Here is a 14,501-nt window from a genome sequence, read left to right as displayed (position 1 = left end):
CAGTTATTTCCTTACTCATACGAGTTAAGTGGTGTAGCATATAAACCGTTTTAAATGGAACTTATAACTTGTGCCTGCGTCATATTATGTAGAACAAAAGGAAGGAATGGGAGGTTATACGTTGTCGCTAACGCTGCCCGCACTTCATGTCATGGGGGATATCACCGTTAACAAGGGATCCGTTCTGGGGGTGCGAACGATTGATGATTTCGAATTGGTATTCTTTCCGACGGGCTCCCGTACCGTTTACGAAAACGACCGGGGTGAATTTCTGCTGGATCGGCCCGGCATTGTATTCACCTGTCCCGGAGAGCCGCATAGGTACCGGTTTGATCCGCTCGTTCCCACCAGGCATTTATATGTCCACTTCGAACATGCAGCATTCCGGGAAACCTTCTGCAGACAGGACGATAGCCCAGGGGAATGCCAGGACTGGTCGGTGATTGCCGGGGGGAGTCTTGTTCCCTCCCTGTTGCAACAAATGCTCAAAATTGTGCATGTAAAACCCCGCGGCTGGCAGAGAAGAGGAGCCATTTTGCTACTGAGCGTTCTGGAGGAATGGCAGGCGATCGATGAAGACGATTCACTCTCTTCCATGAACCTGCCTGCCCCGATTATCAAGGCATTGGATTATATGGAACAACATCTTCATCACCAAATTACCATTGAAGAGATTGCGGGCAGTTCCGGCTGGACTCATGAGCACTTTACCCGAATGTTTGTCCGCTGGATTGGGATCCCTCCCCAGAAGGCTTTGCTGGAACGCCGTCTACGTAGAGCGGAACAGCTATTAATCCAAGCGGAGCGAACGATCAAACAAATCGCTTACGATGTCGGGTTTGCCGATGAGCACTATTTCTCACGCATGTTCAAACGGACACGCGGTGTCACTGCCGTGGAATTCCGCGATCGTTTTGCGGATCCGTTATTTCGTCATTTGGCCATGACCGAAGAAGAGTCCGCTTATCCCTTGAACCGGCATTTTGTCGCTCTGAATCAGGAACGGACATGATAACGGATATCAAATCAGTCCACCGTTTTCCGTGTCCTCTCCATTGAGAACGCTTTCGGAATCCTTCACACTTAAGGTAATCAATTCTTGTGGAGGGATCAGCATGGGGCAGACTTATGTACCTAAGGCCAAACTAAGAGAAGGCCGTTATTATGTAACGGTAGAGCAATACAAGCACTATCACAGAGATGGTTTCCTAATTGTTGAAGGACTGTTGGATCCGAAAGAAATAGAGCATTATGCAGCGTGGGCAGAGAGACTGCGGATTGAACATGAGGGGAAACGTGAAGAGGCATCTACGGAAGATAAGGACCCTCTCAAATCGGAGTTTGCCGAGAAAACGAGGGTTCATATGATCTCCCGCGTCCATCCGGAAGGGGAGCAGCTGATGCTTCATCCCCGGATTTTGGATGTGCTTGAGGCGCTTATCGGGCCCGATGTCTATGCTCTGCAATCGATGATGTTCTTTAACCCTCCGGGAAAAGGGGGGCAAGGTTGGCATCAGGATGCATATTACATCAAGACCCATCCCGACACACTAATCGGAGCCTGGATTGCCCTGGAGGATGCCGATGAAGAGAATGGGTGTTTGTGGGTCGTTCCCGGTTCCAATCACGAACCGATTTACCCACCGCCAGGGGATAACGGCGGCAGTGTTCATGCTAAAGAAGCATTCACCGATCTCCATTCCGTGGAGAATGTCAGTCACCTCGACGATGAGGTCAACACGTTATCCAAAGTGGTGTCCAATTATCCGGCCCCCATTCCAGTGCGAATGAAGCCTGGAGATGTGCTGTTCTTTGATTCCCATTTGTTCCACCGTTCATATCGGAACCGAACGAAGGACCGTTATCGCCGCTCCTATGTGTGCCATTATTGTAACGCTCGGTCGTTCGTTCCGTGGGACCATGACGGTTATGAAGGCGAAAGCGGGAATTACCGCCAGATATTGGCGCGAGGCCGGACGCATCTTGCTTATGCGGAACCGATTTTTGATACCCCGGTAGATATTACGCAGCACGATGAGATACCCGAATCATCCAGCGTGACGTTGATGGGCATGGATGACGGCATGATGCTGCCTGTCGTACAGGTGAAAAAAGAACAGGATTAGAGGTGAAAATAGCATAAGAGGAAAAGTCCCTCAGTTCAATGCTTGAACTGAGGGACTCATTATTTTGCAAGCAGAAACGGACTAGCGTTCGACCATAAGCTAGTCCGTTTCTGTCTGCATCGAGTCACAAATCGCGTTGATTATTTGCCTCGAAAACACTGTACAATACGCGCAGGTTGATTCCTTTTCTGAAGTAATGAGGAGAGAAAATAGAATTATTGCCTACCATCAGCCCTTCCTCTGTATTCACTCGGAGTTAGTCCTACGTATTTTTTAAATTGCCGCATAAAATGTACATCGTTCTCATAACCGCATATTCCAGAAATATGGCTGATCGCATACGAAGTGTTCTTCAGTAAATAAGAGGCATATCCTAGTCTGTTAAGGATGATATCGTTAATTACCGATATGCCAAAGATTTGTTTGTACATATGCTGGAAATACGACCGACTCATATTCATCTTGTCCGCCAAGAACTCGACCGTATACCAAGTAGAAGGAGAATTGAAAACTTCATTTCTCAGCTTCAGGAACTGATCGTAGTATTTACTAATCTGATGGTGTGGCTCCAAATGATTTCGAATATCGCTAAGCTTCATGAACAGGCAGCGAATGGTATAATCGATGATCTCATTTCGGAAGGTTCCGTTCTGCAGATTCTCCCAATGAATATCATTCACTTTTCTGGAAATATAGAAGGGGTCGTATGCTTTGATTAAGGTATCTAAAGGGAGATTCAGCCGATCAAAAAAAGCCTCTGCCTCCTCCATATCAAAGTGAAACCAGTCATGGACCAGAGGTTGTTCAGCATGCTGGTAGAAATACGGGCTGTTTTTGTTAAAAATAATAAAGGTATTAGGTTCAACAAATACAGCCTGCGAATGAACTTTAAGCTCCATTTTGCTTCGGAAGAATAAAAAGACGTAATCCCCGGAGCCGTCCGGGCGGTCAACAGTGAAGCCTTCGGGATGAATCACGTTATATCCACATCGGTTTAGATGTATCAATGAATTCCACTCCTATAAAGGATAATAGATCAGTCATTGGATAGGATAAATCATTTTCTTTCTTAAAACAAGATAGTAATCTGTGATAGGAAATACAGATTATACTTCAGTCATTAGAGAGAGGATAGGTGCTAAAATGCCCACAGCAGCTACGAAATTTTATATAAAAAACTATCCGAGACCCCAATTTGTACGGAGCCAGTGGCTGGATCTGAACGGAGCGTGGGATTTCTGTTTCGATGATGAAAAAGCCGGTGTTGCAGAACGCTTTATGGACCATTTTCCCGCTGCACAAAAAATAAACGTTCCCTTTACCTATGAAACCCAGGCGAGCGGGATCGGCGAGGAGACATTCCATGCGCAGATTTGGTATCGCAGAAAACTGACACTTTCCCCAGAAGCGGAAGGGAAACAAACGATCCTACATTTCGAAGGCGTGGATTATAAAGCTACCTGTTGGGTGAACGGTGGTTTTGCGGGGGAGCATGAAGGGGCGTATGCTCGGTTTTCATTGGATATTACCGACCTCCTCAAGCAAGACGCCGAAAATGAAATTGTGCTGAAAGTGGAAGACAGCGATAGCTGTCTGCAGCCTCGGGGCAAACAGCGTTGGGCCGGACGGAATCATGATTCGTTTTATGTGCAGACGACAGGCATTTGGAAAAGCGTCTGGCTCGAACATGTCCATGACACCCGCTTGGATAAGGTGAAAATGACACCGGACATCGACCGCCAAATGATTCGGTTCGACTTCCGCTTTAACGGGACGAAAAACAAAAAAGATCTCCGGCTGGAGACAGAAATCACATTTAAAGGCGAAACGGTAAGAAAGCTGAGCCTTTCGGTGGACAGAGCCTGGCTGACGGTGGAAACAAGCATGATGAACGGCATCAACGGGCCATGGCTGCAGAACGTGTGGTCTCCAGGCAATCCCAATCTGTTTGATGTGGAGTTTGTACTGTATGAAGGAGAACGGGAGATCGACCGGGTGGGTTCATATTTCGGCATGCGCAAAATCTCGATCCGAGACGGACAAATTCTTCTGAACAATATTCCCCTTTACCAAAGATTGATTCTGGATCAGGGATACTGGAACGAAAGTCATCTGACGCCTCCGTCCGAAGAAGCGCTGATCGAAGATATCGAGGCGATCGCCGAAATGGGCTACAACGGTTTGCGCAAGCATATGAAAATTGAAGACGCTCGTTTCCTATACTGGTGTGATGTCAAAGGTATGCTGGTCTGGTCCGAAATGGCGGCTGCTTTTGAATATAACGATGAGTCCGTGGAACGTTTTACCAAGGAATGGATTGAAGTTGTGCAGCAGCAATACAATCATCCCTGCATTATTACCTGGGTACCATTTAATGAATCCTGGGGCATTCAGAATATTATCCATGACGATCGGCAGCAAAAATTTACGGAAGGTATTTATTATTTGACCAAATCTATTGATCCTTATCGCCCAGTCATCACTAATGATGGATGGGAGCACACCATTTCTGATATTTTGACTCTTCATGATTATGTGGAGCGTGGCGAAGATTTGTACGAAACATACAAGGATAAAGACGCGATTACGGGTAGCGACGGTGCGTACAACGAGTGGAAATTTGCGTTCGCCCAAGGCTACAGTTATAAAGGGCAACCGATTATCATCAGCGAGTTTGGCGGGATTGCATTCAGGAGCGAGCATGGCTGGGGTTACGGCAATCAGGTTGAGAGTGAGGAAGCTTTCCTGGAGCGATTCGCCAGCATAACCGGAGCGATTAAAGCAGTTCCGTTTATCTCCGGTTACTGTTATACGCAGATTACGGACGTTCAGCATGAGGTTAACGGCCTGCTTACCGAAGACCGAAAACCGAAAGTGTCGCTGGAAAAGATCCGGGAGATTAATTTGGGGTAGGGAAGCAGGGAAGAAAAAAGAGTACTAAGAAAAGACAAAACAAAAGATAATGCAGGTTTGTATAATGATGGCAAGCAGTCCACCCTAGGTGAATGACAAATCCCGAAGCGGTCGCGGATAGCCACGGAAGGTTGGGGTGCCAGTGTCCTCGGCGTTATCTTTTGACTGCTCGTTCCAGTATGGTTCCCGCAAGGAAAACAATTAATATTATCAAATTACCGATAAATGTCCAAGTCATAACAGTAATACCATCGGCGATTAGAATGGTTTCTGATTGACTTGATGGTATCCCTAATGTAAAATTTTGTTATATTAATATCGGATAATACACGTACTCAAAAGTAAGGGGGATGATTGATCCATGATTCATCAACGCGAATGTCCAGTCGAAACACTCCTGCATGTTTTAGGCGGCAAATGGAAGCCATTGATTTTATGGCATTTGATTGAATCCACAAAGCGATTCAACGATCTGGAAAAGCTTATACCTGATGTTTCACAAAAAATGCTTTCCCAACATCTCCGAGATTTGGAACGCGAAGGCATAGTCGACCGAACGGTCTACCCTGCTATCCCTCCAAAAGTTGAATATTCCCTTAGCGAATACGGCAGAACATTGATTCCTGTAGCAGAAGTCATGTGTGCTTGGGGAGAAAATCATAATAGACGGAAGTATGAAGAGTCAGCGTCATAAAGCTGATTTAATGAAATCGAATCTAATTCAATCAACCCATAACAGAAGCTGCCACGGAATTCCGGGCAGCTTTTTTTCGTCTACAGCCGCACAATCTGCCACAAGATTTTTCTTATCGTCCCGACCTCCGCGCACAATATGGGTTCTCTTTCTGTGAAGCTTACTTTTAAGTAAGCACCCTACTTTAAAGTGGGTTCTTAACATCTTTTCGAAGCGATGCTAAGCTTGAGTCAACCAAATATTGGAGCCGTTAAAGAGGAGGAAAGAACAATGAACATTATTGTTTTTGGAGCGACGGGGAATACGGGGAAAAGAGTGCTGGCACAAGGAATAAAAATGGGGCATAAAATGACCGCGTTTGTGCGGAATTCCGAGAAGCTTTATGATCAACTAGGTGAGCCTTCCGCAAAGCATGTGAAGGTGATCGTGGACGATATGTTGAACCCAGTGTGCGTCAGCGAGGCGCTTGCGCATCAAGACGCCGCTATTATTGCGGCCGGTCATGCGGGACAGGGGGAAGAGTTTGTTCGTATCGTCGATAATATCATAAGCCAATGTGAATTGGAGCCTAGTTTCTCTGGGCGGGTATGGGTCATGGGAGGAGCCGGTCTGCTGGATATTCCATATACCGATCTGATTGGCAACCATTTACCCGGCTTCCCACCCGAGTATAAAAATCACAACCTGAATTTCGAAAGGCTGCAACGGACTGGGCTCGATTGGTCCATGATGTGTCCGGGAACCATGATGGATTCAAGAGAGCATCCAGATCCGGTTCATCTACATGTAACAGCGGAAACCTTGCCCGTTCCGATGTCGGAGACGATCAAGGAATATTCCGAGGCAGAAATAGCCGGTCATTTGTTCAGCCGATTTCAAGAACTCAATGTTGCTTATGACGATGTTGTAATGTGTATGCTCAACCATCTTGAGCTCGGAGGAGCATTTAAAAGGAAAAGGGTCGGGCTAGCCTATCAAAGCAAGATTTCGGTGCGCTGAGGAGAAGGGGGAGCATGGGTTTGTTTGGATTACTGCTCGTTTTGCATATATTGGCTACGATCGCCATCATTGGTCCCGCTTTCGTAATGCCCATCATTCGAAGATCCGCTAGAACCGTCGGCCAGCTGCACTTTACTTTTGGTATTACGACCAAACTTGCTATCATACCTAAAATGGGCGGCATTCTGCTTATTGTAACCGGGGTTTGGCTTATGATCATAACCAAGATGGGGATATCCCAAATGTGGCTGAATGCGTCCATCCTTTTATCGCTCCTCATGATCGTCCTCATCGACGGATGGATCGAGCCGCGTTTGAAAAAGATCATCAAGCTCATATCTGAAAATCAAGACCAGAGTCATGAAATACCCGCCGAGTTCGGACTGCTGATCAAAAAGATCGTCCCCATTGAGACGGCAGCACAGCTGATGATGATTGCCATATTGGTGCTTATGGTCGTAAAGCCATTTTAAACTCATTCGAACATACTATTCCATGGTGATGGTGCGTTCTCAGATTTGGACGACAAGTCTTCACGAGCAGTCTGAAGTCTTTCTCCATCACTTCCCAGAAAAAGAATCAGTTATTCGCACGCTGCTATATTGGATAGATGAACCGCCAACGGACCGTAAGGCTGAGGAGATAATAAATGAATATAGCTAAAGTCGACCTTTCATTGGTTACTTTTTTTAAAATATGATGATGGAGTGTTATGTCTTCTCTCGATTTAGCGGAAGATGTACCAAAAGCCGGATAAAAGTTCTTGACTATGACGTTAGGTCATAGTGCATAATTTCTCAATGAATCCATAACTAGGAGTGAGAGAAATGAAGATTCAATCACTGAGATCCGATCATATTTATCAAAAAGTGGCCCAAGCTCGGCCCGAAGAAAAGCTTGAATTATTCAGAAGCGAAATGATGGCTCCCTTTATGAAACAATGGCAAATTCAACAGATTCCTTTTAAAGCCGAGGAGGCGAACGGTTTTGACGTTCTTACGTTCAATAGTATGATGCATCGATCCCCCGATCAAATTACCTCTCAGATTTCGGCAGAGATCGAGCTGATATCGTCCGAATCTTTTTGGTTAGAGTGCGAGCATGCTGTAAAGAAAAGCCTGCATTTATTTGTAGAGCATGAAATTAACCTCCCTGTCTCCGAATACTTGTTTACCATTCAATTAGGGAATCCGGAAAGCCGTGCCTTAATCATAAACGAAGGATATAGCGGTTTTGGGGGTATTCCCGGGTTTATCTGGGGTACAATCTTGCCAAATGAGTACACGATTCCTCGAATGAAAGCTGCCCTGGCGCACGAATGCAACCATAATGTGCGATATCAATATATTCAGTGGGATCACACCGTTAACTTGGGCGAGTTAATTGTAAGTGAAGGATTGGCCGAAAACTATGCTACATTTATGTTTGGAGAAGAATTGCTCGGTCCTTGGGTAACGAAAACAAACGCAGAAACGCTTAACAGGCGCATAAAGCCTGTGCTTAGAGAGCAATTGCAATTAACCGGGTTTGATCAAATTGCTCCGTATCTTTACGGTGACGAGATCGCAAAACTTCAAAATTCTAAACCCGTCAACATGCCTTATAGTGCCGGATACGCTTGCGGATATCATTTAATCCAATATTATTTACGAAGAACAGGGAAAACGATTTTCGAAGCCACCATAACGCCCGCCGCTCAAATACTAGAAGAAGTAGAAGAGTATTGGAATGAAGAAACCATTATTAGCAGTTAAAGATATCGTTCAGATTACCGGCATTACAGCTCGCACCCTGCATTATTACGACCGAATTCATTTATTCAAACCGACACACCTGACGGAAAAAGGGTATCGCCTATATGAACGAAGCAGTATGGAAAAGCTTCAGACGATTTTATTCTTAAAGGAACTGGATTTTTCCTTGAAAGAAATTGCGGACATTTTAAAGCTGACCCGACAAGAGCAAAAACAAATATTAAAGAAGCAGAGGCAAACCTTACAATCAAGAAAACAAAGACTAGAAACCATCATGGTCGCGCTAGAGGAATACGTTTCGGGGAATGATATTAGCAATTTGCGTATTTTTAATAATTCTTCCGTTCTGCCATTGAAAGAACAATATGCAAATGAAGCCGAATTCATTTATGGTGAAACCGAAACGTATCAAGAGTTTAATGAAACGTTGGATACATTATCACTCGATGAAAAAGAGGAACGTTTTCAGTCCATGGAAGAAATATTCAAACAAATTGCGGTTTTAGTCGATCAGGATCCTTCTTCCTATGAAGTTCAGCGATTAATCGAGGAGTGGAAAAAAAATCTAATGCAATTCATGACTTGTGATGAAGAATTACTGACTTGCATTGCCAAGACCTACAAATTCGATGCACGATTCAGAAACTATTTTAATCAATATAGCCATGAGGATTTTGCAGATTTTCTTTACAGTGCAATTATGCATCATATCAATCGGTAATGCCCCATTAAAAGTCGCTATTTTAGCGGCTTTTTTATTTTATGGGTACGACTGTCGAAAAATTGTTCATGCTCCGTTCATATCGCATTCATTGAGAGGACATCTTGGTCGGCTAGACTTGCATTAGCGGACCCCATGGCCATTGTACAGATAGACAAGAAGGAGCTGAAGAGTTTGACGCAACGAGCAGGAAAGGAAGTAAGGAATCGTACTACACCAAAAAGAGTGCTACATATTTTGCTTAAAGTAATCGTCGCAGCAGTTATAGCCATCCTGCTTTTTATCGCCACCGTGTGTACCGTAAATAAAATCAGCAGTCATTCAGAACAAAAAAGAATGGAGCCATATGGTCAGCATGTAGCTGTAGATGGAAAACAGATGAATGTTTTCATTCAAGGTCAAGGTGAAGAAACCATTGTGATTCTTCCCGGTTATGGAACAGCGGCACCTGCACTTGATTTTAAGCCGCTCATATCAGAGTTAATCCCTTATTATAAAGTGGTGGTGATTGAACCTTTTGGTTACGGTTTGAGCGATCGAACCAAGAAGGAGCGCAGTACAGCAAATATCGAAAGTGAAATTCATGAAGCGTTACAAAGTCTGCAGATCAATCGTTATGTCCTTATGGCTCATTCCATTTCGGGGCTCTATAGTCTGGATTATGTGAACCAATATCCAGATGAAGTGCGTGCGTTTATCGGGCTGGATAGCAGCGTTCCGTCATTGAACGAACAGAAGATTGATTCGTCAGACACAGAACCGGTTAAATGGTTCCGCAACTTGGGCTTCGCCCGGTTACAATTGAAACTAAGCGCTGACCCTTATGAAGGACTGCCGTATGATCAACAAACCAAAGAACAATTGAACATTTTGATACGCAAAAACATGTATAACAACACGCAACTAAATGAGGCCGAGAGCATGTATTCCAACTTTAAAGCAGCAGAACAGCTAACTTTTCCTCCCAATTTACCTATCCTTTTCTTTGTCCAAGCGAAGCACCCTGTGACGGACCGATGGATCCCCGAGCATGAGAAGCAAATAGAGGAATCTGTACATGGAGAAATGGTTTTATTGGATGCGGGACATTATTTATATCGTTCTCATCCAAAAGAAATCTCTGAAAAAATAAGGGATTTTACGGACGGAATAAAATAATTAGATCCCATTATGGTGTAGAGCGATTGCATAATCAAAAATGAACTTGAACGAGTTGAATGAAAAGGAGCAGATTGCACCAGCAACTGCTCTCTTTTCAAATGAAGAAACCATGATTAGCTGTCAAAGATAGCGTTCAATAACAGGAATTGCCGCTTTGGACCCTACATTGCCCACTGATTATGAAAATTCGGGAGAGGGACAACACATGATTCCATTAAACGTCGCTATTTTAGCGGCTTTTTGGCTTTTTAAGGTACAAGTTCGTGTCCCCAGTCAAGGACAAGAACATGGTCCTTCCTGGAACAAGACCAGAAGCGACCAAATGGTCCCCTGTAGGTCAAGAGCTAAAAAGAAATCCGGTAGGAATGGTTGTCGTGACAGGGCAATAAATAATATAATTTATTTTTCAAAAAAAAGCTTGAACCTCTACTCCGTCACCTTTTAAGACAAGATGCAGACTTCTATAAGAAAGGGAGATTAATTCATATCGTTTATACGCTCTTACATAAATCAACTGTTGGATTTATAAAGAATATATAAAATTTTTAGACCCGACTGAAAAATATCCTAGAATGAATTGCAGGGGAGGAAACAAAAACATGGAGACGAAGAGCAACGATGAAAATCAAGAGCATAAGGGGAATTTGTTAATGGTTGAGGATGACCCCGGAATAGCCAGAATCGTGAGAGATCATCTGCGCCGTGAGAATTATTCGGTAACGTGGGCAACAACGGGGCTGGAGTGCTGGAAGGATTTCTGCAACGGAGATTATGATCTCGTGTTGGTGGATCTGATGCTGCCTGAAATGGACGGTTTTACGCTGAGCAAAAACATCCGGCTAAAAAGCGAAGTTCCCTTGCTGATCATGAGTGCGAGGAGCGAAGACGAGAGTAAAGTCCGAGCTTTTGGACTCGGAGCGGATGATTATATCACCAAACCCTTCAGCTTGACGGAGCTCTCTTTAAGGGTGGAGGCCCACTTGAAAAAGTTCCGAAAATACCAAGGAGACAGGGATGAGGAGTCTCACCTGTTATCTTTTCGGGGCGGATTCACCATCGATCCTGTTTTGAAGCAGGCTGTATATGACAATGAACTGCTGACACTTACTAGTAAGGAGTGGTCTCTGCTGCTGCTGCTTGCTACCCATCCAGGGCGGCATTTCACTAAAAACGAGCTCTATGAACATGTCTGGCAGCAGGAAGCGATGGATGGCGGAAACACGGTTACCGTGCACATAAAGAGTCTGAGAGCGAAGCTCAACGAAAATATCCGATCTCCCCGCTACATTCAAACGGTATGGGGCAGCGGTTATCGTTTCATCGGTGAGTCATAAATGAAGCTTCGAACATGGTTGCTTATCGCTTTTCTTGTCCTCATGCTGCTTCCCCTTGGAGCCGGAATCATACTGTACAATCTTATTGGAAAACTTGATGAACAACGTTCGTTCGCCGATTATATGTCAGCGTCAAAAGAGATCGCCACAGCAGAGGCTCATTTACAGAATCCTGAACTCTTTCATTTTAATTTTATCCCGGATGAGCATGAGTTGAACGCTTTGACGAGTGATGCCTTAAAGATTGAGTTGTTTAGTTCAAACGGCGTGCATATTTACTCATCGATGGTTGACCGTGAGTATACCGAATTTTTTCAAACCAATGCGAGCCTTTATGGTAAATTGTACGAAATGCAAATCAACCCACGAAGTTATGTCATGAAAAAACCTGTATTTGAAGATGGAGAACTTGTGGGAATCTACCAGATCACGTTGGCCAGGAAGGAATGGAGGGAAGGGGTCAGGCACCGGACGCTATGGGTAGCTTGCATCTTAGGTCTCTTTATAACAGCTTTGTTTTTTACCATCCTGTTTCTCACCCGGCGCAAGCTGATTCAGCCAATGCGCATACTCACGAAACAAATGAGGGCCTTTGCGATGGAAGAGCCGTTGCCTGAGACTATACATCGAGGCGGCGAGATGGGGGAGCTCATGGATCGATTCGGGGACATGAGAAGGACCATTGAAGCTTCCCGTAAAAAGCTCTCCAAGCAGCAAGAAGAGAAAGCTTTTATGACGGCCGCTCTTTCCCATGATTTAAAAACACCGCTTACTTCTATTCGGGCCTATGCCGAAGAACTCGGTACACTAGGGTTAACAAGAGAGGAAAGCCAGGATTACCTTGCGCTCATCATTGGACAGGCTGACAGGATGCGGCATATGCTGGATGATTTGAATTTGTATTCTTCCCTGGAATCTAAAGTTACAAAGGAAAAGCGTGTCAAGGTAGACAGTACCGAATTCCTAGAAATGCTGCTGGAGGGCTATGACCCACTGGCCTCGGTTAAAAACATCCATGTGGAATCCATGCTTGCAGTAAACGGCGAAATGGAATTAGACCCTCAGTTGATCATGCGGATGATGGATAACCTGATCTCCAATGCCATCCGATATACGCCAGAAGGGGGAAAGCTTTACCTCGGCGGAGTATCCTCGGATTTTGAGGTTCCGGAGTGGATATTTCCACCGTTTAAGTCTGCTGTGCAACAGCAATTCAATCAAACAGGCAGGAAGGTTCTGCTGTTGATTCAGAACGAGGGAGAACACATCCCCATGGAAATTCAGGCTATGCTGTACGAGCCATTCTATCAAGGGGAAGCTTCCAGAAATCAAGCGGGTTCAGGCAGTTTCGGCCTTGGTTTGACCATTGCTAAAATGGTAATTGAACGACACCAAGGAACGATCATGCTTTTGTCGGAGGCACCCTACGGAACGCTCGTCATCTGCGAATTGCCTATTTCAGAAAAAGGAGAGTAGAGAACATGACACAGACAAAGAAAAGGGTTAGAAACCGGTTCAAAAGAAAACATGCGATTGGCTTGCTCGCGGCAACACTTCTGACAGGGGGGCTGATCACGGGCTGTCAGACAGGAGAAGCATTGGCTTATACGGGGGAAGAAATGGTAGAAAAAGCTATTGAAGAGAATAACAAGCCTTTCTCTTACTATGCGGAAGCCGAGATGAACCTTTTCGAAGGAGGTAAGAAAACGGAATCCATGTCGATCAAGGAATGGTATGACGCAGAGAACGGAAATAACCGTAATGAGGTCGATTCGCAGGCAAGCGGTAAAAGCGTGTCGGTGAATAACGGGAAAAAAATTATCGTCTATGAAGAAGCCAGAAATTCGGCTTACATCATGAATGCCGTGGAGAACGGGGGCCTGCAAAGCTCTCCAAAAGAGAAAATGCTACGCCAGCTTGAGCGCATGCGGAGCACCCACGCCATTGAAACGGTAGGAAAAGAGAACTGGCTTGGAAACGATGTATATCATATTAAGGCGACACCGATTGAAGAGGATAAAAGCACATTGATTGGTTCTCAGGAATATTGGGTGAACGCTAAAAACTGGATGGTCGTTAAATCCAAGATCACTACGGGAGATATCACGACAGAGTTTGCCTATACGTTGTTGGATGTGACTCCGGAATTTACAGCCGATACATTTAAGCTGGACATTCCTGAGACCGCCGAAACGATCTCGATGGAGGACATCGGTCCGAAAACAGTGACGGTCGAAGATGCAGAGGCCGCTTTAGGTCAAACGTTCATGCAGCTACGTGACGAAAGTTTCAAACCAATTTCCGTCGAAATGTTTGAAACCGGCGGAGAACTGGATCGAACCGAAGTGATGATCAATTACGTGGAGGAAGGGAAGACTCCTTTAAGCCTGTCCGTATTCAAATCGCCAGGGAACGACGCTCATGACGGAGAGTTTGGCCAACAGGTGACGGTTAGAGGACACAAAGGGTTCTACATGAAAGAAATCAACGCCATCAGCTGGGATGAGGGCGGTCTGAGATACACTCTGATGGCTATGCAGCAGGACGCCAGAACCAAGCTTGATCAGCTTCTTGAATGGGCAGACCAGCTGACAGCTAAACCAGAATAATCTGTTCGCATTTAACGAAAAAAAATGAAGGGTCCGACTGTTATGGATGTCGGGCCTTTCAATATTTTAACGGTCATCGGGCAGGTTACACAGATTTGTCCTTAAGCTTGGCAAAAAAATTCTTCGGCTACTTTTATTTGGCTTGGACATGCTATTGCAATCTTTTTCGTCGTTTTATGGACAGCCAAGA

13 protein-coding genes are annotated in these 14,501 nt (G+C 44.9%); 12 read left to right on the top strand and 1 reads right to left on the bottom strand.

The window, feature by feature from the left end; translation table 11 throughout:
* The first annotated feature begins 121 nt into the window (after positions 1–121).
* Positions 122–1,012 carry a helix-turn-helix domain-containing protein gene (locus P0X86_RS17200; protein WP_277745994.1) on the top strand — a complete coding sequence of 297 codons (891 nt, stop codon included), beginning with the start codon at positions 122–124 and terminating at the stop codon, positions 1,010–1,012.
* Between the two features lie 103 nt (positions 1,013–1,115).
* Entirely contained in the window at positions 1,116–2,126 is a 1,011-nt protein-coding gene (locus tag P0X86_RS17195; RefSeq protein WP_096773911.1) for a phytanoyl-CoA dioxygenase family protein, read from the top strand.
* A gap of 215 nt (positions 2,127–2,341) precedes the next feature.
* On the opposite strand, the gene P0X86_RS17190 is transcribed toward P0X86_RS17195, so the two are convergent.
* Positions 2,342–3,133 carry a helix-turn-helix domain-containing protein gene (locus tag P0X86_RS17190; RefSeq protein WP_277745993.1) on the bottom strand — a complete coding sequence of 264 codons (792 nt, stop codon included), beginning with the start codon at positions 3,131–3,133 and terminating at the stop codon, positions 2,342–2,344.
* Between the two features lie 136 nt (positions 3,134–3,269).
* Between P0X86_RS17190 and P0X86_RS17185 the strand changes: the two genes are divergently transcribed.
* From P0X86_RS17185 to P0X86_RS17140, 10 genes are all read left to right on the top strand, one after another.
* Positions 3,270–5,039 carry a glycoside hydrolase family 2 protein gene (locus P0X86_RS17185; protein WP_277745992.1) on the top strand — a complete coding sequence of 590 codons (1,770 nt, stop codon included), beginning with the start codon at positions 3,270–3,272 and terminating at the stop codon, positions 5,037–5,039.
* 361 nt (positions 5,040–5,400) lie between these two features.
* On the top strand, positions 5,401–5,733 hold the full coding sequence (locus P0X86_RS17180; protein WP_096773909.1) for a winged helix-turn-helix transcriptional regulator: 333 nt from the start codon (positions 5,401–5,403) through the stop codon (positions 5,731–5,733).
* 270 nt (positions 5,734–6,003) lie between these two features.
* Positions 6,004–6,732 (top strand): NAD(P)-dependent oxidoreductase, encoded by a 729-nt coding sequence (locus P0X86_RS17175; protein ID WP_277745991.1) that lies wholly within the window; start codon positions 6,004–6,006, stop codon positions 6,730–6,732.
* Positions 6,733–6,746: 14 nt separating this feature from the next.
* Positions 6,747–7,205, top strand: coding sequence for a DUF2269 family protein (locus P0X86_RS17170; RefSeq protein WP_192571737.1), 459 nt, complete (start codon positions 6,747–6,749; stop codon positions 7,203–7,205).
* 354 nt (positions 7,206–7,559) lie between these two features.
* Positions 7,560–8,486: a DUF2268 domain-containing putative Zn-dependent protease gene (locus P0X86_RS17165; protein ID WP_277745990.1), complete on the top strand. Its 927-nt coding sequence runs from the start codon at positions 7,560–7,562 to the stop codon at positions 8,484–8,486.
* On the top strand, positions 8,461–9,207 hold the full coding sequence (locus P0X86_RS17160; RefSeq protein WP_277745989.1) for a MerR family transcriptional regulator: 747 nt from the start codon (positions 8,461–8,463) through the stop codon (positions 9,205–9,207). The genes P0X86_RS17165 and P0X86_RS17160 overlap by 26 nt, the downstream gene beginning before the upstream one ends.
* A gap of 174 nt (positions 9,208–9,381) precedes the next feature.
* A complete protein-coding gene (locus P0X86_RS17155; RefSeq protein WP_481858143.1) occupies positions 9,382–10,365 on the top strand; it encodes an alpha/beta fold hydrolase in 984 nt (327 codons plus the stop codon).
* A 602-nt stretch (positions 10,366–10,967) separates the two neighbouring features.
* Positions 10,968–11,702 (top strand): response regulator transcription factor, encoded by a 735-nt coding sequence (locus P0X86_RS17150; protein ID WP_277745987.1) that lies wholly within the window; start codon positions 10,968–10,970, stop codon positions 11,700–11,702.
* Positions 11,703–13,178 (top strand): HAMP domain-containing sensor histidine kinase, encoded by a 1,476-nt coding sequence (locus tag P0X86_RS17145; RefSeq protein WP_277745986.1) that lies wholly within the window; start codon positions 11,703–11,705, stop codon positions 13,176–13,178.
* Positions 13,179–13,183: 5 nt separating this feature from the next.
* Positions 13,184–14,311, top strand: coding sequence for a LolA family protein (locus tag P0X86_RS17140; protein ID WP_277745985.1), 1,128 nt, complete (start codon positions 13,184–13,186; stop codon positions 14,309–14,311).
* The last annotated feature ends 190 nt before the right edge of the window (positions 14,312–14,501 follow it).

Source organism: Paenibacillus sp. BR1-192 (assembly GCF_029542445.1).
Taxonomy (GTDB): domain Bacteria; phylum Bacillota; class Bacilli; order Paenibacillales; family Paenibacillaceae; genus Paenibacillus_AQ; species Paenibacillus_AQ lautus_A.
This window is presented reverse-complemented; position numbering and strand designations above follow the sequence as displayed.